Below are 24,434 nucleotides of genomic sequence, written 5' to 3' on the forward strand. Positions count from 1 at the left end.
TTTCCTCCACTTTTTCTTTGTTTATATTAAGGGTTACTTAATACCGTATACAAAGGCATTCTTGATAAAACGGTTCGCTGCAATATACAGGACCAAGATCGGAATGATCAGCATCATATTGCCTGCCATCAATTCGTTCCAATGTGTTAATCCAGGCGTATCGGAAATCATGCCTTTGACCGTCATCGGCAACGTACGCACGCTTTCTGAATTCGTCAAGATGAGCGGCCAGAAGTAGTCGTTCCACTTCGAAATGCAGGTGAACAGCATTGCAGTCAACACGAATGGCTTCGCGATTGGCAGCATCAGCTGGACAATGATTTGCAGCTCGGTTGCCTTATCCATTCTGGCTGCGTCGAGCAGCTCGTCCGGGATTTGCTTGAACGCTTGCGTCATGAAGAATATCGCAAATGACGAATAAATGAATGGAATAATCATGGCCCAATAGGTATCCAGCCAGCCAAAATCACTGACCAGCACATAAATGGGAACGAACGTGACTTGAGCCGGCAGTACCAAATCGATCAGTATGATCGCAAAGAAAAGACCGGCGAATCTGAACTTTTTCTTGGCAAACGCATAGGCTGCCGGAATGCACACGAGCAGTTGGCCAAGCACGATGGAGAAGGTGACGATAACCGAATTCATTGCATAATGAAGAAAGTGAATACGAACATAAGTTTTGTAGTAGTTGACGAATTGCGGGACTTTCGGCAAAATGTCAGGCGGGAACTTGATCGATTCCAAATACGTCTTTAAAGATGTGCTGAGCATCCAAACGAAAGGGAACACAAACACGAGAACTAAAGTAATAAGTAACAGGATTCGTAGCACTTTGGCCGCATAGCTCATTGTTCTTTAATCCTCCGATTACTGATAGTGAACTTTCTTGTTGAAGAATGCGTAGTTAATCACCGCGATAATGCCGACCATGATCATAAACAAGATCGAGCCTGCACTTGCTTTGCCGATATTAAACTGCAAGAAGCCTATCTGGTAGATCCAATAAACAATCAGATTCGAAGAGTTTTCCGGTCCGCCATTGGTCATCAAGCTCACGACATCGAACGCGCTAAATGAGGAAATGATCGATGTGATGAGCAGAAAGAACAAGGTCGGCGACAAGAGCGGCAGCGTGATGCGAAACAGAGTTGTCCATCTTCCAGCCCGATCAAGTTTGGCCGCTTCATAGATGTAACGTGGTATCGATTGCAGTCCCGCGATCACGATCATCACATTGTAGCCGAGGCCTTTCCAGATCGAGACGATGATAATAGACATCAACGACGTATCAGGACTCATCATCCACTTCAGCGTTGGAAGTCCAAGCCATTTCAGCACAAAGTTGAGGATGCCAACATTAGGATCCATTAACCACATCCACATCACAGTGACGGATACGGCAGAAAGAATGTTCGGCGTAAAGATGACACTCTGCACAAGATTGTCCGAAAGTCTGTTCTTGCGCAAAAAGATGCCGATTACAAACGCCAATACGATGCCGATCACAACAGTGAAGAAGGCGAATATCAACGTATTTCTTAGTACCTTCCAAAATACGGGATCTTTAAAAATAATGATGTAATTTTTAAATCCCACATATTCTTTCGTCCCTAACACGGTGTCCCAATTCATAAAGCTGACTCGCAGCGCGAAGAGGATTGGGTACAAGGAAAATATGGAAACGAGAATAATCGCCGGAGCAATGAGGATGTATGGATTGCGAATGATTCTGTTAACCATGCACATTACCAATCACGTGATCGCCAGTCACAGTGACGCCTTCCATCAAGGATAGCCTGTGAAATGCCGTATCGATCAGCATGATATCCCGTGAACGCTGCTCGTTCACATCGAAATAGTACATATCTTTCTCTGATATATAGAGAGTGACTTGTTCGCCAATATTCAACTCTTCCTCGCATTTCATGAGAACAGTCCCTAATCCGGTTGCGATGCGATACAAATGGTCCATCCCCAGCATTTCCTTCGTGATCACCATGCCTGATGCGCTAACGCCATGAAAGTCGAAAGCCCTCTTCAGCTTCACTTTATGCGCTCTATAACCGATCGTACCGATCTTCGGAAGTTCGACTATATTCATCCCGGGGTCGCCGATAAAAGTGGCTACAAACAGATTGGCTGGATTTTCATAAACTTCCTTGGGAGTGCCCTGCTGCATAATAGAGCCATTATTGAAAATCACGATATTCGTAGCCATCGTCATTGCTTCGATTTGATCATGTGTGACAAATACGAACGTAGATTTCAATTCTCTGTGCAGATCAATGAGCTCCCCCCGCATCTGATTGCGTAATTTGGCATCTAGATTGGATAACGGTTCATCCATTAGAAATACCTGCGGTTTTTTGGACATCGCTCTTGATAGTGCAATACGCTGCCGCTGTCCTCCTGAAAGCGTCGAAGGCTTCGCATTCAAATAATCCTTCAGCCCGACCATATTCACGACTTGTATTACGCGTTTCGCTATTTCTTCCTTGACGATCTTCATATTCTTCAAACCAAACTCGATATTTTTGCGCACCGTCATATGCGGATAGATCGCATAGTTTTGGAAAACCATAGAAATCCCTCGATCCCCAGGTTCCATCTTCGTGACATTCCGGTCTCCAATATAAATTTGTCCGGCACTTACCTCTTCAAGTCCGGCAATCATCCGCAGCGCGGTCGTCTTGCCGCAGCCCGAAGGACCAAGCAGCACCGTAAATGAACGCTCTTTGATCTCAAGTTCTAGATTCTCGATGACGGTTTTCCCATTCGAATAGGTTTTGGTCACTTTCTCTAATCGAATTGAAGACATATCCTTCACTCCCTCTCGTTCGGCACGCAATCATGCTGTACTCGCTCTGTGTAACTTGATAATAAGGCACATATGTAAAATACAGATCAATCACGATTTAATAGTTTGTAAATTGTTCCTCAGATTACTTATTTGTTCTTTTTCTTTCATTTCAATAGAAATCGGCTCCCAATCCATGTACTTACAGCCACATGAAGCGAAAAAAGAATAAAAAAAACTCCTCCTCATCACTTCTAATGGCAAGTGACGAGGAGGAGTTTTATCAGAGCTATGGAGTTTATTGCAATAATGATTCATACAGAAAATAAAAAAACCTTGAATCATCAAGGTTTAGTGTTGGATGCCGAGGACGGGAATCGAACCCGTACGGTGGTCACCCACCGCAGGATTTTAAGTCCTGTGCGTCTGCCAGTTCCGCCACCCCGGCATGTAATGATGATTGAGGAATGGTGGGCCCTGAGGGACTCGAACCCCCGACCAATCGGTTATGAGCCGACCGCTCTAACCAACTGAGCTAAGGGCCCTTACGATAATAATCGAAAGGTTGGTTGCGGGGGCAGGATTTGAACCTGCGGCCTTCGGGTTATGAGCCCGACGAGCTACCGAGCTGCTCCACCCCGCGATAACACCGATTCACTTCGAATCATTCAATGGCGACAAGAATTAATATACTATATAGGACATGTATTAGTCAAGCCTTAATATTCTAAGGCAGGAATCGAACGCCAAATCTTCCTTTTCGCGAACGGAACACTTCAATCTCTTGCGGGCACTCGTAACCATATACCCACCAGTCATTTTCCATCCGCCGTACTAGACAGCCTGCCTGGAATTTAGTCTCGTACAGCTTCCCCCAATATACCCATTTTATCATGCACTTCTTCGCTCCTTTCTTCGCCGTTTTGTTAGGATACCCCATTTTCGGAAAATCAAGCATGTCCCCAAAAACATAAAAAACCGCACCGGCACATTGCTGTACCGATGCGGATTCTGCGATCACTATGATTTTTGTTTTTCTTAACATTAACCCTTAACAGCGCCGCCTGGATTCACATACACGTCGCCGCCAACTCCAACTCCGCCTACCGGATCAAGCGGGCCTGACGGGTTATCTTTGATTTTCTGCAGCAGGGCATCACCCTTCGTCTGCCATTCCTTAAGCGCATCCTCCACCGACTTCTTGCCCTGGATGATATCTTGGAAGAGCGGCTGTGCGAGATTTTGCACTTGGTACAAGTTCGGACGGTCGCGGTACAGTTTATCGAGCTCGACATCCTGAGGCGGTACCGGCTTCAGCGCGTAGAACGCGTCGATGTTATAACTCATGCCTTCCTTCGGCTTCAGGAACGACTTGCGGGATACCATCTCATACGTGCTGCGCGACTTCAGCTTCGCCCATTCCTTGCTGTTGTTGAAACGGATGAAGTCCCATGCATCATCAGGATTTTGTGCCTTATTGTTAATCGCCATCAGGTTGCTCAGATAGATATTGCCGCCAATGCCTGGCGCCTCTTGGAACTGCGGTACAGTTACGACGTCCCAGTCTACGGCTGGTTTATTATTTTTGGCAGCATAGTCCTTCGCTTTCGCCAGCTCATTCACATAGTCGTAACCCGCGACAGTCATTGCCAATCGGCCGTTAATGAACAGATCGCCTTGGAACGGATCGTAAACTTCTTTACCTGCAGAAGCACCTGCAACGTCAAGAGGGCGTCCGCCTCCACCGCCAAGGTCTTGGCCTGTAGGCACGATTTTCTCCTTGTAAAGGCCAGCAAGATCGTTCCATACTTTACGCCATTGCGGCTGGTCGACGGTCATTTTCTCCGCCTTGTTGTCGAACATCTTCAGCTGCAGCGGAGCCGCGTAGCTCTGGGAATCATAGAACGGGTCGCCGCCCCACCGGTTGAAGGCAATGCCGAACTTCCGGTCTTGGCCATCGCCCTTCGCAAGCCGCTTCGCAAGTGCAATCACATCTGGCCATTGCATGTTGTCGGATGGCAGTGAAACACCAGCATCGTTGAACAGCTTCTTATTATAAAAGAGTGCGGAACCGCTGAACGTCGGCGTGAGTGCATACAAGTAGCCGTCGCCAGCGTCCTTGATGCCATTGATAACCGTCGGCACGAAGTCGTCGATATCAAATTCGTCTTCTTGAATAATCGGATCAAGCTGCTTGAGCAGATTATCCTGGACGGCACGCTTCAGATAAGCAGATTCGAGAATGACAACGTCGGCCGGATTGCTGCCTGTCAGCATCTCTTTCATTTTCTCGTACGGATCTGGCTGCGGCTTATTCGGATCAGGCTGATCGAAACGTTGATCGTCGTAGTTAATTGCAGAGACAATCTCAATATCAATGTTCGGATGCAGCAGCTCATAGCTGTCTGTAAACTGCTGGCGCAAATATGGATCGTTGTCCGAGTTCGAATACATAAATCCGACTCGGAGTACATGCCGATCCGCATCGCTATCACTTTCCCCTTTCGTACATGCCGCTAGCGTTGACGTGATCATGAGCGTACTAATAGCAGCAGCTGCCGTCCTCTTCATCACAACGCGCTTACGATTCTCTCTTCTCTCCATACTCTTTGTTATCCCTCCAATGATTTAGGCGGTGAAATGATAATGCGCTCCCCGTCAAACTCCATCGATGCTCGATCTGTAATTTGCAGCGCGGTTAAGTAAGCTTTCGGAATTTGCAGTCTGCCCACACGGTCCACAACGACATATTCCTCATGAATCGAATGAATACCGCCAGCGCCGACGCCTGCTCCGTCTCCGAGCTGCTGAACATCATCCAAGTTCGGATTTCTCTTTACAAACTCGGTGCTCGTTAGTCCATCCCGAATCGCCACGACGCGGTCAACTTTGCCCGCCAGCGTAAGGTCATGGGTAACGATGACGATCGTTATACCAAGCTCTTGGTTCAGCCTGCGAAAAATCCCCATGATCAGGTCGCTCGTCGCCGTATCGACCGATCCCGTAGGCTCATCGGCGAGCAGCAGCTTCGGCCGGTTCGCGAGCGAGATCGCAATGGCAACCCGCTGCTGCTCCCCGCCGGAGAGCTGGTGCAGCTTGTTATACATACGGTCCTTCAGCCCGACCCATTCGAGCAGCTGCTTCGCATAAGCGCGGTCAACCTTCGATGACAGCATCATCGGCATCTCTACGTTCTCGAGGGCGGTCAAGTAAGGGAGCAGGTTGCGGGCATTGCTCTGCCAGATGAAGCCGACTGTATCGCGTTTGTACGAGACAAGCTGCTCCTCTGTAATCTTGAGCAAATCCCATGGTCCCACGCTAACCTGACCTGCAGACGGCCGATCCAAGCCGCCGAGAATGTTGAGCAGCGTCGACTTCCCGCTGCCGCTGTTGCCGATGATCGCCATCATCTCGCCGTCTCGCACATGGAGATTGAGTCCCTGCAGCGCGACGACCTCGAGATCGTCTGATTTATAAATTTTTACAAGTCCTTCGCACGTAATCATAATGCGGCTACCGCTCCTCCCCCATCTTCACGGCTTGATGAACACGCAATCTGCGAATGTGAACGAGCAATAGTCCCGCTCCCATCAGCATCATACAGCCGACGACGATATACAGCTGCGTCGTATCCTTCGCATCGAACACAACCCGGAATGGCGGTACGGAGTTCGCCACGTTATCGGTCGTTTGCAGGAACGGCAGGAACAGCAAGCTCGTTATCTTGCCAATGACGATACCAAGACCGATGGATAGCCCTGCCGTAAACAGCTGCTCGAGCAGAAGCATTCCGGTCAGCTGCTTGCGCGACAGCCCCATCGCCCGCAGGACGCCGAACTGCACGATCCGCCCGGATAGGTTGAAGAACCAGAAGAGCAGATAACCTACCAGCGACACAATGATCGAGACGAGGAAACCGAGACTAAGGATACCGAACACGCCGCCGCGAGTCGGATGCTTCGACTCAGCTGCAAGCTCAATCCGGACATCCTGCACATTTGCTAGCTCGATGCCCTTGCTCTCCAGCTCCTTCATGGCAGGTCCCGTCAGCGCGCCTGGCTTCATTTTGAGCCACACATCGTATGGAATCATCGGCACTTGGTCGTAGATATAATCGAGATTCGCGATTAAGAATGGCGATTGATCCGGGTACTGACTCGGCCAGTACGGAACGATGCCGACAATAACGAAATCGATTATGCCGTCCGGCAACCCTGCCGAGATCTGATCGCCAAGCTTCAGCTGATACTTCTCTGCCACCTTGGAAGGAATAATAGCTGCTTGCTCATAGAGCCCTAAGTATTTCAAATAGTAGAATGGATGTGCCGGATACAGGTCATTGCGGAACCATCCGACTTTGGCAAAATCGACATTATCGATGCCCATCAACGTACCTTGGCCAATCGACTTGCCGGATACAACCATGTTCGCTTTCGCCTGCAATACGCGCGCAGCAGCCTCGACTCCATTCAGTGAGCGGAATACTTCGAACGGTGGTTCAGAATAGATAATTTTGGTCGGAACAGGCGTACCGCCTCCTCCTGAGCCGGAACCACCACCGGAACCTCCTGAACCGCCAGAACCACCTGAACCGCCACCACTACCGCCACTACCGCCACTGCCTCCACTGCCTCCGCTTCCGCCGCCTTGGCCGCCTCCTCCACCATTTCCGCCCGTGTTCTGCACCTCCGTCGTACCTTCCCATACCGTCTGCATAATGACATCGGTACCGTACTTATAGAGCGTACGCTCGGTCGAGTTCAGATCGATCGTCCGTGCGGCCGAAGCGTTATAGACGCCAAGTCCGAGTGTTAAGATGAGCAAAATCATAAGCGGATAGTAGCCTCTTGAAGAGCGCGACAGCTGGGTCAGCGTCAGGAATAACGGAACCGGCAGCACCTTGCGGCCGATCCAGTTAAACAGCTTGAGCAGCCATGGAAATACGCGCAGGAAGAACAATCCCATTGCGAATATCGCCAGCGCCGGCACGAAGAAGAGGAATGGCTGCACATTGAGCTGATCCGTCGTCAGATTGCTCTTGAACGAGATCATTTGCCGCTCGTTGAACAAGTACCAGCCATACGCCGACACGCCAAGCAGCAGAACATCGCCGTACCAACGCTGCCATAGCGGCTTCTGGTCAGAACGCGCAAGCTGCTTCTTGTAATCAACGATCGAAGCTCTCGCATAGATAATTGCGGGAATAATCGTAGCTAGCAGAGCAAGCACGACAGCCCCGACACCAGCAATGATCGCTTCCGAAGAGAAGCCGACCGGCAGCGACTTCCGATTAACGAATTCGAGGAAGCCGTTAGCCGAGCCGATACTCTTCGCCATAAACCAGCCAATCATCGGACCGACAATCAGTGCGATAATACCGAGCAGCAGCCCTTCCAGGAAATAGATTCGGAAGATTTGCCGTGTTCCCGCGCCCCGGCTTCGCAGCACCGCGATATCGCTTCGCTGCTTATCGAGCGCTTGCCTCGCATTCATCGCGATGAAGTAGAACACCATCGCGAGCATCGGCGCTGCCAGCGTGAACAATAGCAGCTGCAGCTGCAAGCTTTGCTTCTTGAATTCGCCGAGCAGCTTCGCGAACGAAATCTCCACGCGCGTATCCTTCAGCCGCTGATACAGCTCGATGTTAAGTCGATCCAGCGTCTTGCCGAGCGGCGCAAGCTGGCTCGTTTGAATCTCCTTCAGATCGAATGCATAGAACCAGTTCGCCGTATGGACCGGAACTTTACGATCCGTGAGCAGCCCTTTCTGGAACGCATTCTCCCCGATTTGGAGCGTGCTCATCATGCCTTCCAGCCCTTGATACCAATACGGATCGGTATCGCCAAGCGGCTTGTAAGCACCGACGATCTTCACATGCAGCGTCAGATTAAGCCCGCTGTAGATCGGATACTCGAACACATCGCCGATATGCATATCGCTGCGGTACATCGCTTCTTCCATCATGACCGCTTCGACGGTGTCGTCAGCCCCAATGGAGTCGGCATACCAACGCCCCTGCGTCAGCTCGACCTTCTTATCGAGCCCATTCATCGTGGTCAGCGCCATCGTCCGCACGCGGCTCGCATCGACCTTGCTCGGATCTTCAGGCGTGAGCTCCGCGCTTCGAATCGAGTAGCTCTGCACGTAGGTGCCGAACGGGAAACCGATCTGCTTCGGCACATCCTCCCGGACATAGCGGCTTACCTCGGAAAGTGCCTTCGTATCTGTCTTTCCCGTCGTCTCCTGGTAGCGCATTAAGAGCGAGCCTGCCGGAAGCCCGCCGCTCTCATCCTTCAGCGACTGCGAGACAACCCGCTTCAGTGCGCCGTCCGCGTACATCGGGATGCTCGTTGCAAAGGCGACGGCAATGATGAGTCCCACGAGCGAGCTCAGCGTGAGCCATCTGGTATTCCACATTTTCCGCAATAGAAATCGAAATAACGGCATCCCCATACGTTAACGCCCCACGACTTTCTGCCCCGGCTGCAGCCCTTGCAAAATCTCTACCTGCGTCGCTGTCGTTTGGCCGACTTGAACGTCAACCTCTCGTTTGCCTTGGTCATCCACCACCTGCACATAGGTGCGCGAGCCAATGGAGCGAAGCGCAGAAGGCGGAATAACGACCGCATTCTCCTTGCGGTTCATGATGATCGAGATGGACAGCGGCGTTCCGCGCGTCACACCTTTCGGCATGCTGCCCAGCTTCACGGTGAGGAAATCCTCCGGCCGTTCCGGACGCTGCGTTCCATTACCGCTGCCGCCATTCCCGCCATTGTCATCCTTCTGCACCGGAAGCTGAGCTACGGTGCCTTTCACTTCGCCGGCATTGTTAATATCAACGACGACCGGCATACCAACCGAAACGCCCTGCAGATCGTCATTCGTCATGATCGCTGCTGCGGTCAGCTGGCTCGTATCGGCAATGATGCAGACCGGATCGTAAGCTTTGATCAGATCGCCCTTCATGACATTCAGCGCTACGACCGTGCCTGTGAACGGGGCAGTCAGCAACGCCTTGTCGATCTCCTCCTGAGAATCGACCAGATGCTGGCGCTTCTCTTCAAAGGCGATCTTCGCCAGCTCGAAATCGACCGGATCCATCTCATCCTTCTTGCGAAGCGTATCCTTCATCTGCAGCTCATCCCGCGAAAATTGCAATTTATCGGTACGCAGCTGTTTGCGCAAATCATCCACATCGAGCGAACCGATCACTTGGCCTTTGGTCACCTTCTGACCGGCCTTAATATTCAATTCCTTCAATCGTTTACCGTCGAGCGTGTAATAGAGCGTCTCTTCTTTCAAGGAGATCATCTTCCCGATGGTCGTCTTCTTCGTTTCAATTGTCGCGGTCGTTACCTCGTACTCCGGCTTCTTCGAAATTTGCGGAGGCGCAATGGCAGGCAGCACTTCCTCATTATCTTCATCCGGCAGCAGCGAACAGCCTGTCGTCATCAGGAGCGAGGCGCCTATGACTAGGACTGCCGCGGTCTTACAGGAACGTCCCGTCAACCATTTCGTAAACATGATCGGCAACCTCCAGAATCGTAGGATCGTGTGTAGTCATGCAAATTGTCACTTGTTCAGTCTCGATAATCGTCTGGAAGAGCGACATCACTTGCGCAGACATTTGCGAATCAAGCTCCGCTGTCGGCTCGTCGGCAAGCAGCAAAGTCGGCTTATGGGCAATCGCTTTCGCAATGGCAACACGCTGCTGCTCCCCGCCGGAGAGCTCGAACGGCCGGTGATGCATCCTTTTGGATAGACCAACCAGCTCCAGGCATTGCTCGACGCGCCCTTTCCACGTACTGCTCGGCACTTCAGCCATCCGTAAGCTAAGCTCGACGTTCTCGTATGCGGACAATAGCGGCATCAGTGCGAATGCTTGAAAAATAAAGCCGATTTCACTGCGCCGTACCTTCGTCCGCTCATCATCGCTCATTTTGTGAAAAGGGAGCTGCTTGAACGTAATTTCACCTTTGCTAGGCGTATCCAGACCCCCGATTAAATTCAGCAGCGTCGTTTTCCCAGAGCCCGAGCGTCCGCGAAGCATGACCAGCTGCTGCGGCTTTAATTCCATCTCGATGCCCTTCAAAACATGCAGCGGCTGACCGCCAACCTGGAAGGTTCGCCAAACGGATTCTACTTTTAACACAGGCTCTGCACTCATTTTCTCTATGTAACCCCCCTCCCCGATTAGAAAACTCTAATCTAGCTACTTCTCTGACGTAGTTACCCTCCTTAAGGTTACACGCCTAAGCGACGAAATTAGATAAATATTTCATAAAGATGCAAACTTACCCCCGAAGCGCAATTGCATTGCCGGAAGAGTACTTGCGAAGCCCCCTATGGAAGAAAAAAATGCCAATTCCTAAGAAGCCCAGCGTGACAGCAACTGCCTCTAACACGAAGATTGCATCGAAGTCTCGCATGAGCCCGATCGGCAAATAACTGATGAAGCCAGCCGGGATAATGGAGAACAGCAGTGCCTTCGCGAACCCCCGAAAAATATCGGATGGATACGTAGATAGCGCAAGAAAGCTGTTAAACACTTGATTCGCGATCCCTTCCGAGTTTCCTACGTAGAAGGAGAGGCATCCGCCAATAATTGTGACCGCCATGATCAGTACGCCGCTAATGATGAGTCCAGCCGTGAATAGGAGCGCGCCGCGCAGCGAATGATCGCCCACCCAGCCGTAGATGACCAGTCCGAACATGAAATCACCGACTGCGGTAAGGGACATCCGGCTCGCTAATACATGAAGAAGCACGGGCTTCGGCTGCGATAAGTAAACGTCCAATTGACCGCCGGAGACGATCGGGGCGATCCGGTTGAAGTTGCCGAACAGCATATTCGCCCAACCGAAGCCGCCTGCCCCAACCGCCCACAGCATCATCACATCGGAGAGATCCCAGCCGTTTACGACCTGAAACCGACCGAAGAACAAGCTCCAGAAGAACAGCCACATGAAGTTGTTAATGAACATCATCCCAGCAAGCATGAAGAAACTGAGCCTGTATTCCATTGCTGATGCGAGATTCAGCTTCCAGCAGGTGAGCAGAAACTTGAGCGTTCCAATACCTTTAGCCGCCATTGACATGTAATTTTGCCACTCCTCTCCGGTACATGAACATTACTGCAGCCGCGAGAACGACAATCCAGGCCGCTTGTATGCCGAACTGCTGCAATAAACTCGCCTCACCATAATTAACGGCAGTCCGCGCCGGAAAATAAAGCATTGCCTGAAACGGCATCCATGCGCATATGCGCTGCAGCCATTCCGGCATGAGGTCGAGCGGCAGCAGCATTCCGCCGACCGTAAACTGAAGCTTGTGCAGGACGAACTCCATCCCCCGCGTCTCTTCAACCCAGAAAGCGCAGAGCGCCACAATCATATTGAGCAGAAAAGCAATCGTAATCGCGCCGAGCGTTAAGGCGAACAGTCCAGCCCAGCCAACACCGAACGAAGGCGGTCCTGCGAATGTCCAGGCAATGATGCTGCCGATAGCGAGATGAATGAAGAAGCGAAAGATCGCCTCTGCCAAATAGGACGAATAATGATACCCGACATAAGAAAACGGCCGGATGAGCCGGATTGCGATGTCGCCGCTCTTCACCTCGTTCTCGATCAAGCCGCATAGTGCAGGAACAGCCATCGTGATCGCTTCCGTGAACACGAGGTACCAGATGATCTGCTTCAACGTGTATCCGTTGATGACACGTGTCGTATCGCCTTGATAGGCAGCGCCCCAAAGCTGAACGAAAACGAACAGAATGAGCAGCAGAAACGACGATCGCATGAGAAAATCCGTCTTATACGCCAGCTGCTGCCGCCATGTAATCCGCGCAACCGCAGCGGCTTTCATCAGTTTCATAGCATTCATAGCATTCATGGCATTCATGGCGCTAACCTCCTCCTGATCCATAGATATGTGTGATAATCTCCTCCATCGGCGGATCTTCGACCGTGACATCCTCCAGTCGGAACCGGCCGATCAAGCTGCCAAGCACGGCTTCAATGTCAGTCTGCTGCAGGTCGACAGCGATCTTCACCCGTCTGCCCTCCACTTTGAGGACCTCCGTGCCGACCTGACTCGGCAGCATCGTTGGATCGAACCCGCTTGCCAGCGTAAGCGAAATGATTTTGCGGCTCAGCACTTCCCGCTTCAGCCGGTCAACCGGCGCATCCAGCAAAATGCCGCCATGATGAATAACGACCGCCCGCGAGCACAGCTCTTCAACATCACCAGCGTCATGGGACGTCAGAAACACAGTCGTCCCTTCTTCCTTGTTCACTTCGCGAATCAGCTCGCGAATGCGCTGCTTCACAACGACGTCGAGGCCGATCGTCGGCTCATCGAGGAAGAGCAGCTGCGGGCGATGCAGGAAGGACACTGCGATCTCACATCGCATCCGTTCGCCAAGCGACAGCTTTCGAACAGGAATATTCAAATACGGCCCGAGCTCGAACCGCTCGATCAGATCATTGCGTCGTGCGGCATATTCACTGCGGTCCAGCTCATAGATGCGGCTGATCAGGTCGAACGTATCGATCGGCGGCAGGTGATACCACAGCTGCGATTTCTGCCCGAACACCGCGCCGATCCGGTAAGCGAGCTTCGCCCGTTCGCGCCAAGGCGTCAGCCCCAGCACCTGCGCTTCGCCGGAGGACGGATGCAGAATGCCCGTAAGCATCTTGATTGTCGTCGACTTTCCAGCTCCATTCGGTCCGAGGAAGGCGACCATCTCGCCTCGCTGTACGGTGAGGTCAATGCCCTTCACCGCGATTTTCTCCTCCCACTGCGGCTTGATCAGCGAACGGATGCTGCCCGTAAGTCCGGCACGCTTTTGCTTAACTGTGAAGATCTTGCTGAGTGCATGTGTTTGCAATGCTACCATCGTCATCCCTTATCTCCCCTTGTCTGTTTTCTCGTCAGACATTCAGCTAACGCCAAAAAGACCTCCTGCGAGCGCCGCCTGTCTAATGAGGCGGAACTTGCCGAAGGTCTTTTATCCCTACGGTGTAGCATGACTATCGTCATTAGCCCGGTTTCGCTTGGTTCGCCCGATCGCGGATCCCTAGAAACCCTTCCGTTTAATGTAACATATTAGCATCCAATATTTAGGATGGCAACAGATTTTTTTCCGGGGTTGTCTCTATACGGATTGAGCCATTGACAGTCGATACGGTAAGATGATGCTGCTCCTCATCCCCTTGGTGGAACTCAACCCTCTGCTTGCTGTTCTCCCCTTGCAAATAAGCGTATGTCTGCCCATTCAGAGTGCAGCGCGCGCTGCCATGACCGAACTGCAGCTCGCCGTGTACTCCTGCAACGCCTTCGTCGTACACGATGACGACTGAACCGTTAATCGTCTCCGCTCGAAGGTCGGAGTCCCCATCCGACAGGTTGTGCACATCGATCGTGCCGTTCTCCGTCTTGCATGACAGCTTTTCGAAAGAAGTCGCAGAATGGATATTTCCGTTCTTCGTGCGTAGTTCAATCTCTTCTGCCATCACGTCAACGAGTTGAATCGAGCCATTCGTCGTACGGCATTCCAGCTCCTCGAATTGACCGCTTACGCGAACATTGCCGTTCATCGCAATAAGCTCTGCGGATTCCGCGTTCCCGAGCTCGAGCTGAATCGATCCGTTCATCGTCGTTGTCTTCAATGTTTCCAGGTGAATGCCGTTCAGCTTGATCTCTCCATTGGTCGATGTGAACGATGCCTCTTCGGACATCAAGGTATCGATGCGAATGCCGCCGTTCGTCGTTGTCGCTTCGAATCGCTCGAAGCTCTGCTCATCTGGCACATAGATGTTGATGACGACTTCACTCTCCAGTTCTCGATCACGATCGCTGTCGCCATGCTTGATCATCCATATGTATTGCTCGTCTGTCCGTTTCTCTGAGATAGATCGCTGAAGCCATTCGTTCAGTTCAGTCACGCTCAGGTTTTTATTCGATTTCAAAGTCACATGCACTTGCGAAGAGGGTTGATCCCACGTTTGAAAATAGATCGACCCGTTCTCAGCCGTGAACGCCATCTGCTCGATGCCGAATGCATCGAAGGTGCTTGTCCACGCGGCAGCTTGTCCCGAAACAGAATCAGAAACAGGCTTCACTTGCTCTTCCTCTATCGTAGGCGCGGCTTGCGACTGCTTCTCTTCCAACGCTTCCAGCAGCGCCAGCCCCTGCTCCGCTGTAATTTTACCTTCCTCGATCATGCGAATGACCATTGTGCGCTCTTCATGCATCGCTTACCACTCCTCCTATTTTTGACTAGCTCCAATAAGCTTAAGCGCTTCTTCGACCGTAATCGACCCTTCATCCAGCTTGGCCAAAATCTGCTTCCGCTGCGATTGCTCTGCGTCTTGCTGCTGCGACGGTGGCGGCGGGGAGGACGGGGATGCTGGCATGGATTGAAATCCAAGTGAATCGACGATTTGATCCAGCCGGTTCCTCACCGTAGGATACGAGATGCCGAGCTCCTTCTCCATCTCACGTATGTTTCCCCTTACCTTCAAGAACACTTCGACAAAATGCAGCTGCTCCCCGTTCAACGAAGCGAGCCTCGTCGCTTCAAAATTCCCTTGAATAACAGTCGAGCAATGATCGCACTTCAGCTCTTGAATCGTTAGCTTACTCTCGCAAACCGGACATTGCTGCGGCGGCGGATATTTCAATGCTGACTCACCTCTCCTGTGCGTGACATTAAATAATTCAATCTCGATATTGACTATATTAAAATAATACCTGAATAAATTCAATATCAGTTTTGGATTTTTGAATAAAAAGTATAAAAAAGACCTGAAGCTTCATATCCGCTTCAGATCTTTTAAACTTTCTATACGCCGAACGCCTGCGGGTTCTCGCGCCACGATTGCAGCAGTGCAACGTCGCTGTTCTGAACGATGCCCTTCTCCGCAGCCACTTCGATTAGCGCCGTGTAGTTCGACAGCGTTGCGAGCGGAACACCCTCTTGCTCGAAAGCTGCTGCCGCTTGCGGGAACTGGTACGTGAAGATCGCCACGACGCCTTGCACCTCGCAGCCTGCTTCACGAACGGCTACAGCTGCCTTCAGCGAGCTGCCGCCTGTGGAGATTAGATCCTCAATCAGGACAACCTTCTGGCCAGCTTTGAAGTGACCTTCGATTTGATTGGTTTTGCCATGACCCTTCGCTTTGTCACGCACGTACAGCATTGGCAGGTTCAGCTTCTGCGCGACCCATGCCGCATGCGGGATACCGCCGGTTGCGATGCCGGCTACAGCTTCGCAATCCGGGAATTGCTCGCGGATAATGGTCGCGAAGCCTTCTGCGATCAGCTCGCGAATTTCCGGATAAGACATCGTCAGACGGTTATCGCAATAAATCGGGGATTTCATCCCGCTTGTCCATGTGAAAGGCTCATTCGGGCGAAGCGCGACCGCGTTGATACTCAGCAGTCCGTTTGCGATTTCTCTTGGTAGTTGTGCAAGTGTTGTAGTCAACTAAATCAGCTCCTCGATGATGGATTGTAATGCTGCTCGCGGATCAGCTGCCGCTGTAATCGGGCGGCCGATTACCATATAGTCCGTTCCGGTTTCAATCGCTTGGCGCGGTGTCATAATGCGTGTCTGGTCGTTCACTTCGGCACCTGCCGGACGGATGCCTGGCGTAATGGTGCGGAATTCAGCGCTGCAAGCTGATTTGATCAGCTCTACTTCCTGCGGTGAAGCAACGACGCCGCCTAGTCCGGCCTGCTTCGTCAATTGCGCATATCGCACAACCGCATCCTGCACCGAGCCGCTAATGCCGATCTCTTCGTTCAGCACCGTCTGGCTAGTGCTTGTCAGCTGCGTAACCGCGATGACCAGCGGCCGCTCTAGCGACGGATCTGCCGCAAGCGCTTGTTCAACGCCTTCCATCGCTGCCTTCATCATGTCGACGCCGCCGGCTGCATGAACGTTGAATACGTCGACACCGAGCTTCGTAATGCTGTTCGCGCCGCCTTTGACCGTATTCGGGATGTCATGCATCTTCAGATCGAGGAACACTTTGTAGCCGCGTTCCTTCAAGCTTCTGACGAATGCTGGACCAGCTGCGTAATACAGCTGCATGCCCACCTTCATGTAACAAGGAATTCCTTCCAAGCTTTGCACCAGCGCTTCTGCCGCTGCCGCATCTGGATAATCGAGCGCGACCATAATGCGGCCAGCTGCTTGTTCTCTCGTTAGATTCATTCTCTCTGCGTGCCACCTTTCTCGATACAAACATAGATGCATGGATGCATGGCGAAAGCCTGCTTGGAGGCAGGCTTTCGCAGCCACTTAAGGCTGTAATGCTATTTCTGCTGAGCCAATACCGGCATTGGGCGCGAAGCGAAGTTGATCGCTTCAAGCATATTCAGCAATGCGCGAACTGTATCGAGCGATGTCATACATACTACGCCGTTCTCTACTGCTTCACGGCGGATACGGAAGCCGTCACGCTCAGGCGTCTTGCCCTTCGTCAGTGTATTTACGACGAAGTGCGCTTGGTTCTCGCGGATCAGATCCAGGATGTTCGGCGAGCCTTCGCTCAGCTTGTTCACGCGTTGTACGCGCAGGCCAGCCTCTTCAAGCGCTGTCGCTGTGCCGCCCGTTGCCACGATATTGTAGCCGAGCTCGTAGAAGCCGCGCAGAATCTCGATCGCTTCCGGCTTGTCTTTGTCGGATACCGTAGCGATGATCGAGCCTGTTGGCGGGATGCGCATGCCTGCACCAACCAAGCCTTTGTACAGAGCTTTCGCATAGTGCATGTCGCGGCCCATAACTTCGCCCGTCGATTTCATCTCTGGCGTCAACGTTGGGTCGACGCGGCGGAGTTTCGCGAACGAGAACACCGGCACTTTAACCGATACATACTCGTCTTCCGGCCACAGGCCGCTCTCGTATCCAAGGCTCGAAAGCTTCGTGCCGAGAATCGCTTGCGTAGCCAGGTTCGCCATCGGAATGTTCGTTACTTTGCTCAAGAACGGTACTGTACGCGAGGAACGCGGGTTAACCTCGATGACGTACACTTCGTCTTGGAAGATGACGAACTGGATGTTCACCAGACCGATTACGTTCAGGCCGCGAGCGATTTTGTCCGTGATCTCAACCATCTTCTGCTGCAATTCCTTCGAGATCGATTGCGGCGGGTAAACCGCGATCGAATCGCCGGAGTGAACGCCGGCACGCTCGACATGCTCCATGATGCCTGGGATAAGAACCGTCTCGCCGTCGCAGATTGCGTCAACTTCCGCCTCTTTGCCAAGCATGTAGCGGTCGATCAGAACCGGATGCTCAGGGTTGATTTTTACCGCTTGCACCATGTATGTCAGCAATTCTTCGTCGGAGTATACGATCTCCATTGCGCGTCCGCCAAGGACGTACGATGGACGAACAAGCACCGGATAGCCAAGGCCTGCTGCAGCTTCAACCGCTTCGTCAACGGACGTTACTGTTTTGCCCTTCGGCTGCTTAATGTTCAGCTCATTCAGAAGTGCTTCGAATTTCTTGCGGTCTTCGGCAGCGTCGATGCTTTCCAGGCTGGAGCCCAGGATACGCACGCCTGCTTTCGTCAGCGGTGCAGCCAGGTTGATTGCTGTTTGGCCGCCGAATTGTACGATAACGCCGATTGGCTTCTCTTGCTCGATTACGTTCATCACGTCTTCGAAGAAGAGCGGCTCGAAGTATAGACGGTCGGAAGTGCTGAAGTCAGTCGAGACTGTCTCTGGGTTATTGTTGATGATAACCGCTTCGTAGCCCGCCTTCTGTATTGCCCATACCGCGTGTACAGTCGAGTAGTCGAACTCGATACCTTGACCGATACGGATTGGACCGGAGCCAAGTACGAGTACTTTCTCTTTGCTCGATTCCGTTACTTCGTTCTCTGTCTCGTACGTCGAGTAGTAGTACGGAGTCGTTGCTTCGAACTCCGCCGCGCAAGTATCAACCATTTTGTAAACCGGTTTAAGACCTTGCTCCAAGCGGAATTTGCGAATCTCGTACTCGTCGATCATCGTCGTGTGGTTGCCTTCGCGGCGAATTTCCGCGATGGAGCGATCCGAGAAGCCTTTGCGCTTCGCAGCGTACAGCTGCTCTTTGCTTAGAACAGATGCAGCGCGTAGCTCTGCTTCGAATGCGACGATTCCTTCGATCTTGTCGAGGAACCACCAGTCGATCTTCGTCAGATCTTGGATTTCTTGCAGCGCGTAACCGCGGCGGAACGCTTCCGCAACGAGGAACATGCGCTCGTCATCCGGCTTCTGCAGACGCAGGCGAAGCGTATCTTCGCTCAGTTCTACTGCTTCTTTCAGGTGGAAACGGTGCGTGCCGATTTCAAGGGAACGAACCGCTTTGTGCATCGATTCCTCGAATGTACGGCCGATCGCCATAACCTCGCCCGTTGCTTTCATCTGCGTGCCCAGCTTACGGTTCGCAGTTGTGAATTTATCGAACGGCCAGCGCGGGATTTTCGATACGATGTAGTCCAGCGTTGGCTCGAACATAGCATAAGTTTGACCCGTAACCGGGTTCACGAGCTCATCAAGCGAATAACCAACCGCGATCTTCGCAGCCATCTTCGCGATCGGGTAGCCTGTCGCCTTCGATGCAAGCGCCGAGGAGCGGCTTACGCGCGGGTTAACCTCGATAACATAGTATTGGTAGCTGTGCGGGTCAAGCGCGTACTGGACGTTACAGCCGCCTTCGATGTTCAGCGCACGGATAATCTTGAGCGATGCCGAACGAAGCATTTGGTATTCGCGGTCGGACAGCGTTTGGCTTGGCGCTACTACAATGGAGTCGCCTGTGTGTACGCCAACCGGGTCGAAGTTCTCCATGTTACAAACGACGATACAGTTGTCGTTCGCATCGCGCATAACTTCATATTCGACTTCCTTCATGCCTGCGATCGATTTCTCGATCAAGCACTGGCCAATCGGGCTGTAACGAATACCGGAAGCAACCGTTTCAAGCAATTCCGCCTCGTTCGCACAGATACCGCCGCCTGTACCGCCCAGTGTGTACGCCGGACGAACGATGATCGGATAGCCGATTTCATTTGCAAAATCAACCGCTTCCTGCACCGTCGTTACGATGACCGAATCAGGTACCGGCTGCTCCAACTCGCGCATCAGATCGCGGAACAAGTCGCGGTCTTCCGCCTTCTCGATTGCCATCAGCTGCGTACCGAGCAATTGCACGTTCTCGGCTTCCAACACGCCTGCGCGCGCCAGTGCGACTGCCATGTTCAGGCCTGTTTGTCCGCCGAGTGTCGGCAGCAAGCCATCCGGACGCTCTTGGCGGATGATTTGGGTTACGAATTCAAGCGTGATTGGCTCGATGTATACTTTATCAGCCATGTTCGTGTCCGTCATGATTGTAGCCGGGTTGCTGTTGATCAGCACAACCTCGTAGCCTTCTTCTTTGAGCGCTTGGCAAGCTTGCGTGCCAGCGTAGTCAAACTCAGCTGCTTGCCCGATGACGATTGGGCCGGATCCGATAACGAGAATTTTTTTCAGCTTATTATTTCTGGGCATATTGCAGCTCTCCTCTCAATGATGCAGCAAGCTCAGCTTGACGCGGTTTTTGCGGGTTGTTTCTTTTATGTGTGCGGATCATGTCCAGGAATTCATCGAACAGGTAGCTCGAATCGAATGGTCCTGGTGCAGCTTCCGGGTGATATTGAACCGAGAACGCCGGGAATTCAGCGTGCTTAAGGCCTTCGATCGTGCGGTCGTTGTTGTTAATATGCGATACTTCCAGCTTCGTACCCGCAACAGACTCTTCAACAACGGTGTAGCCGTGGTTTTGGCTTGTGATGTAGCAGCGGCCGGTAGCCAGCTCCTTCACCGGATGGTTGCCGCCGCGGTGGCCGAACTTCAGCTTCGCCGTGTCAGCGCCGCAAGCGAGTGCGAACAGCTGGTGACCAAGGCAGATACCAAAGATTGGGTATTCGCCGAGCAGCTCTTGAATCATTTTCACAGCATGCGGTACATCCTTCGGGTCGCCAGGGCCGTTCGACAATTGAATGCCGTCCGGGTTCAGGCGGCGGATTTGATCCGCAGTCGTGTCATGCGGAACGACGACAACGTCGCAGCCGCGCTTCGTCAGCTCGCGGAGAATACCGCTCTTCGCGCCGTAGTCGACCAGTACGATACGCTCGCGGTCGCCAGGGCTCGAGAAGATGCTCTTCGTCGATGTGCGTGCGACTTGATCGCGCATAAGCTGCGAGACGTTCAGACGCTCTGCAAGCTCCTCAACGCGCTCGGAGCCCGTCGACAGAATGCCCTTCATCGTACCGAAGTGACGCAGCTTACGAGTCAGCATCCGTGTATCGATATCGCTGATCCCGATAATGCCGTATTCTTTCAGCAGGCGGTCAAGCGTGTACTCCGCTCTCCAGTTGCTTGGCACCGGCTCATGACGACGAACGACGAACCCGTGAATATAAGGGCGAACCGCTTCAAAATCGTCGCGCGTAATGCCGTAGTTTCCGATCAGCGGATAGGTCATTGTCACGATCTGTCCGCAGTAGGACGGATCAGAAAGCACCTCTTGGTAGCCTGTAATCCCGGTATTAAATACGACCTCACCCGTGGATTGTCCCTCAGCGCCAAAGCCGAGTCCTGTAAACAGTGTGCCGTCTTCCAACAACAATCTAGCTTGCATCCGTATCACTCCTAAAAGTTAGTTGCGAAAGCTTCCAGCCATCAGCTGCGGAAGCATCCGCGTCGTTATCGAGCTCTCTATCTAATAAGTGTCTAAGCTTACAGTTCCGACCAAACGACGTTCCCATTCACGATTGTTGCAACCGGCCAGCCATGCAGCTTCCAGCCGCCGAACGGTGTGTTTCTGCCTTTCGAAGCGAAGCTTTCCGGATTCACTTCACGCTCGTTCTCCAGATCAACGATTGTGATATCGGCCGGTGCGCCTGCTTTCAGTACGCCGCTCTTCAGGCCGAACACGCGAGCAGGATCTTCAGTCATTCGCTTCAGCAGGAAGCCGAGCGTCCATTTGCCTGTGCGAACGAACTTCGTGTACATAAGCGGGAAAGCTGTTTCGAAACCTACGATGCCGAATGGCGCCAGCTGCATGCCCTTCGCTTTCTCTTCTTGGCTATGCGGCGCATGGTCCGTTACGATCATGTCGAGCGTACCGTCTTCCAGTCCTTCAATGACGGCCTGCACGTCGCGAGGCGAACGAAGCGGCGGGTTCATTTTCCAGTTGGCATCCATGCTCGGGATATCTTCATCCGACAGAATCAAGTGGTGCGGACAAACCTCTGCCGTTACTTTAATGCCGATCTGCTTCGCCATCCGAATCAAGCGCACGGACTGCTCTGTGCTTACGTGGCAGACGTGGTAGTGAACGCCTGTCGCTTCCGCGAGGAGAATGTCGCGTCCGACGTGGATCGCTTCGGATTCGTTCGGAATGCCCTTCAGGCCATTCTCTTTCGCGAACTTGCCATCGGTTACAGCCGCGCCGACTACGAGCGAGTCATCTTCGCAGTGTGCGATTACCGGCATGTTCATCGAAGCCGCGAGGTTCATCGCATCCTTCATCATCTGAGCGTTCTGAACGCCTACGCCGTCGTCTGTGAAGCCGATTGCGCCCGCTTCCTTCAGAGCCGCGAAGTCCGTCAGCTCACGGCCGAGCTCGTTCTTCGTGATCGCCGCATAGGGCAGTACGTTGACGATGCCCGCAGTTGCCGCTTTATCCAGTATGTAGCGGACCGTTTCAGGCGTGTCTGTTACTGGACGCGTGTTCGGCATACATGCGATCGTTGTGAAACCGCCTTGTGCCGCCGAGCGAGTACCGCTCGCGATGTCTTCTTTATATTCAAAGCCAGGTTCACGCAAGTGAACGTGCATGTCGATGAAGCCTGCGGAGATCAATTTGCCATTCGCATCGATCGTATCGTGGCCCGCCGTGTCAGGACCCGCTGCTTCTGCATCTTGAATGACATCGATGAGGCCATTCTCTACGCGTACATGCTTGCGAGTCGCTTCACCTGTCTGTCCGTCCCATACGAGACCGTTAAGTATCCATAATGCCATATAGGTTCGTCTCCTTTATCATGCTGTAGTTAGTTGATGATCATCTGTGCCGGGTGCCAGCTCAGCTGTTAGGCTAGCGCCCGTTCAATAACAGCCATTCGGATCGGTACGCCGTTCTCCATTTGCGGGAAGATGCGCGATTGCGGGCTTTCGATGACTGCATCATCGATCTCAACGCCGCGGTTGATCGGTGCCGGGTGCATAATGATCGCATGCGGTGCGATTGTTGCTGCCCGCTCTTCGGTTAAGCCGAACTGTTCGCGGTAAGCTTCTGCCGGTCCCATCATGCCGCCTTCGTGGCGTTCGAGCTGGACACGCAGCATCATAACAACGTCCGAGCGAAGCGCCTCTTCCATCGAGACATAAGGTGCGTTCAGCTCCGGCGCTCTCAGATTATCTGGCGAGCAGAACTGCACGTTCGCGCCAAACTTCTGCAGAGCGTAGAGGTTCGATCGTGCTACGCGGCTGTGAAGCACATCGCCGATTATCGTAACCGTGAGCCCTTTCAATGCTCCAAAATGCTTCCGCATCGTGTATATGTCGAGCAGTCCTTGTGTGGGATGCTCGTTATTGCCATCGCCTGCGTTGATGAGCGGTACTTTGATCTTCTCACCAAGCTCAGCCAGCACGCCGTTCGGCTTCAAGCGGATAATTCCGGCATCAATGCCCATCGACTCCAGCGTACGGACCGTATCATAGATCGATTCACCTTTCTGGACACTCGATACGGCTGCCGAGAAGTTGAGCACTTGCGCGCCAAGCCGTTTCTCTGCCACTTCGAAGGAGAATCTCGTTCTTGTAGAATTCTCAAAAAACATATTCGCTACAAATTTCTCATGCAGCACCGGATTTAGCTTGTTCGAGCTTGCTTCCCAATATGCCGCCCGATCAAGAATCGAAGTAATTTCTTCTTGGCTAAGGTCCTTCAGTCCGAACAAGCTTCTCTGCTTCACAGCTGTTGCATTCATCGTCATGTTCAAAGCTTCCCCCTTCTAATGGATGATGGTTACTTGTTCGTTCTCGTCCACTTCCTGGAGGGACACCTCAATTTGTTCAAGCTTCGAGGTCGGTACGTTCTTGCCGACGTAATCAGGCCTAATCGGCAGCTCTCGGTTGCCTCGGTCTACGAGCACCGCCAGCTGAATCAGCTGCGGTCTGCCGCAATCCATCAGCGCGTCCATCGCTGCGCGAATCGTCCGCCCCGTGAAGAGTACATCATCGAACAAAATCACTCGTTTGTTCTTCACGTTCACGGTCATCGCATTGCCAATCGACGCTTTCGATATGCCTGCTTCCCGATCGTCGCGGTACGAAGTAATGTCGAGCTCTTGTACTTCTACCGGTGTTCCTTCAATTTCGCGAATCCGCTCGGCTACCCGTCTCGCTAAGTAGATGCCCCGTGTCCGGATTCCGACGAGCACACAATTGTCAATGCCTTTGTTCTTCTCGACAATTTCGTGCGCAATTCGCGTTAATGCGCGCCGAATGGCCGCTTCGTCCATAATGATGCGATGCTGTTCATCCATCTGGATCCATTCCTCCTGGCTTATCACGGGATAACTACTGGCTG

Annotated in this window: 21 protein-coding genes and 3 tRNA genes; all 24 read right to left on the minus strand. The window is 52.5% G+C overall.

The features are described from left to right. Nucleotides 1–33: 33 nt before the first annotated feature. On the minus strand, nucleotides 34–852 hold the full coding sequence (locus A8990_RS02265) for a carbohydrate ABC transporter permease (protein ID WP_116187408.1): 819 nt from the start codon (nucleotides 850–852) through the stop codon (nucleotides 34–36). Nucleotides 853–870: 18 nt separating this feature from the next. Further along, complete coding sequence (locus tag A8990_RS02270; protein WP_181909365.1) at nucleotides 871–1,743, minus strand: carbohydrate ABC transporter permease; 873 nt, start codon at nucleotides 1,741–1,743, stop codon at nucleotides 871–873. After that, a complete protein-coding gene (locus A8990_RS02275; RefSeq protein WP_116187410.1) occupies nucleotides 1,736–2,821 on the minus strand; it encodes an ABC transporter ATP-binding protein in 1,086 nt (361 codons plus the stop codon). Before A8990_RS02275 ends, A8990_RS02270 begins: the two co-directional genes overlap by 8 nt. Before the next feature lie 341 nt (nucleotides 2,822–3,162). Further along, nucleotides 3,163–3,248: transfer RNA gene (locus tag A8990_RS02280), tRNA-Leu, on the minus strand. A gap of 20 nt (nucleotides 3,249–3,268) precedes the next feature. Then, nucleotides 3,269–3,345: transfer RNA gene (locus tag A8990_RS02285), tRNA-Ile, on the minus strand. 21 nt (nucleotides 3,346–3,366) lie between these two features. Next, nucleotides 3,367–3,443, minus strand: a tRNA-Met gene (locus A8990_RS02290). An 84-nt stretch (nucleotides 3,444–3,527) separates the two neighbouring features. Continuing rightward, nucleotides 3,528–3,695, minus strand: a complete 168-nt coding sequence (locus A8990_RS31350; protein WP_181909377.1) for a hypothetical protein — start codon at nucleotides 3,693–3,695, stop codon at nucleotides 3,528–3,530. 149 nt (nucleotides 3,696–3,844) lie between these two features. Continuing rightward, nucleotides 3,845–5,404, minus strand: a complete 1,560-nt coding sequence (locus A8990_RS02300) for an ABC transporter substrate-binding protein (RefSeq protein ID WP_116187412.1) — start codon at nucleotides 5,402–5,404, stop codon at nucleotides 3,845–3,847. 8 nt (nucleotides 5,405–5,412) lie between these two features. After that, the gene (locus tag A8990_RS02305; protein ID WP_116187413.1) at nucleotides 5,413–6,306 is read right to left on the minus strand and encodes an ABC transporter ATP-binding protein; all 894 of its coding nucleotides are present in this window, start codon (nucleotides 6,304–6,306) and stop codon (nucleotides 5,413–5,415) included. Nucleotides 6,307–6,313: 7 nt separating this feature from the next. Continuing rightward, the gene (locus A8990_RS02310) at nucleotides 6,314–9,253 is read right to left on the minus strand and encodes an ABC transporter permease (protein WP_116187414.1); all 2,940 of its coding nucleotides are present in this window, start codon (nucleotides 9,251–9,253) and stop codon (nucleotides 6,314–6,316) included. A gap of 3 nt (nucleotides 9,254–9,256) precedes the next feature. Beyond that, nucleotides 9,257–10,324 carry an efflux RND transporter periplasmic adaptor subunit gene (locus tag A8990_RS02315; protein ID WP_116187415.1) on the minus strand — a complete coding sequence of 356 codons (1,068 nt, stop codon included), beginning with the start codon at nucleotides 10,322–10,324 and terminating at the stop codon, nucleotides 9,257–9,259. Beyond that, complete coding sequence (locus tag A8990_RS02320) at nucleotides 10,290–10,967, minus strand: ABC transporter ATP-binding protein (protein WP_116187416.1); 678 nt, start codon at nucleotides 10,965–10,967, stop codon at nucleotides 10,290–10,292. Before A8990_RS02320 ends, A8990_RS02315 begins: the two co-directional genes overlap by 35 nt. Nucleotides 10,968–11,094: 127 nt before the next feature. Next, entirely contained in the window at nucleotides 11,095–11,898 is an 804-nt protein-coding gene (locus A8990_RS02325) for an ABC transporter permease (protein WP_116187417.1), read from the minus strand. Beyond that, nucleotides 11,882–12,700 carry an ABC transporter permease gene (locus A8990_RS02330; protein WP_245995815.1) on the minus strand — a complete coding sequence of 273 codons (819 nt, stop codon included), beginning with the start codon at nucleotides 12,698–12,700 and terminating at the stop codon, nucleotides 11,882–11,884. Before A8990_RS02330 ends, A8990_RS02325 begins: the two co-directional genes overlap by 17 nt. Before the next feature lie 4 nt (nucleotides 12,701–12,704). Continuing rightward, nucleotides 12,705–13,703: an ABC transporter ATP-binding protein gene (locus A8990_RS02335; RefSeq protein WP_245995816.1), complete on the minus strand. Its 999-nt coding sequence runs from the start codon at nucleotides 13,701–13,703 to the stop codon at nucleotides 12,705–12,707. A 217-nt stretch (nucleotides 13,704–13,920) separates the two neighbouring features. Next, nucleotides 13,921–15,054 carry a DUF4097 family beta strand repeat-containing protein gene (locus A8990_RS02340; protein ID WP_116187418.1) on the minus strand — a complete coding sequence of 378 codons (1,134 nt, stop codon included), beginning with the start codon at nucleotides 15,052–15,054 and terminating at the stop codon, nucleotides 13,921–13,923. 15 nt (nucleotides 15,055–15,069) lie between these two features. Beyond that, nucleotides 15,070–15,483: a DUF2089 domain-containing protein gene (locus tag A8990_RS02345; RefSeq protein WP_116187419.1), complete on the minus strand. Its 414-nt coding sequence runs from the start codon at nucleotides 15,481–15,483 to the stop codon at nucleotides 15,070–15,072. 161 nt (nucleotides 15,484–15,644) lie between these two features. Then, the gene (gene pyrE / locus A8990_RS02350) at nucleotides 15,645–16,289 is read right to left on the minus strand and encodes an orotate phosphoribosyltransferase (protein WP_116187420.1); all 645 of its coding nucleotides are present in this window, start codon (nucleotides 16,287–16,289) and stop codon (nucleotides 15,645–15,647) included. Then, a complete protein-coding gene (pyrF, locus tag A8990_RS02355; protein WP_116187421.1) occupies nucleotides 16,290–17,021 on the minus strand; it encodes an orotidine-5'-phosphate decarboxylase in 732 nt (243 codons plus the stop codon). Nucleotides 17,022–17,122: 101 nt separating this feature from the next. Then, nucleotides 17,123–20,344, minus strand: coding sequence for a carbamoyl-phosphate synthase large subunit (gene carB / locus A8990_RS02360; protein WP_116187422.1), 3,222 nt, complete (start codon nucleotides 20,342–20,344; stop codon nucleotides 17,123–17,125). Further along, a complete protein-coding gene (carA, locus tag A8990_RS02365) occupies nucleotides 20,331–21,476 on the minus strand; it encodes a glutamine-hydrolyzing carbamoyl-phosphate synthase small subunit (RefSeq protein ID WP_116187423.1) in 1,146 nt (381 codons plus the stop codon). Before carA ends, carB begins: the two co-directional genes overlap by 14 nt. 98 nt (nucleotides 21,477–21,574) lie before the next feature. Further along, complete coding sequence (locus A8990_RS02370; RefSeq protein WP_116187424.1) at nucleotides 21,575–22,864, minus strand: dihydroorotase; 1,290 nt, start codon at nucleotides 22,862–22,864, stop codon at nucleotides 21,575–21,577. A 68-nt stretch (nucleotides 22,865–22,932) separates the two neighbouring features. Then, complete coding sequence (locus A8990_RS02375; RefSeq protein ID WP_116187425.1) at nucleotides 22,933–23,838, minus strand: aspartate carbamoyltransferase catalytic subunit; 906 nt, start codon at nucleotides 23,836–23,838, stop codon at nucleotides 22,933–22,935. A gap of 18 nt (nucleotides 23,839–23,856) precedes the next feature. Beyond that, a complete protein-coding gene (pyrR, locus tag A8990_RS02380; protein ID WP_116187426.1) occupies nucleotides 23,857–24,390 on the minus strand; it encodes a bifunctional pyr operon transcriptional regulator/uracil phosphoribosyltransferase PyrR in 534 nt (177 codons plus the stop codon). Nucleotides 24,391–24,434: the final 44 nt, after the last annotated feature.

It is taken from the genome of Paenibacillus taihuensis (assembly GCF_003386535.1).
GTDB classification, from domain to species: Bacteria; Bacillota; Bacilli; order Paenibacillales; family Paenibacillaceae; genus Paenibacillus_Z; species Paenibacillus_Z taihuensis.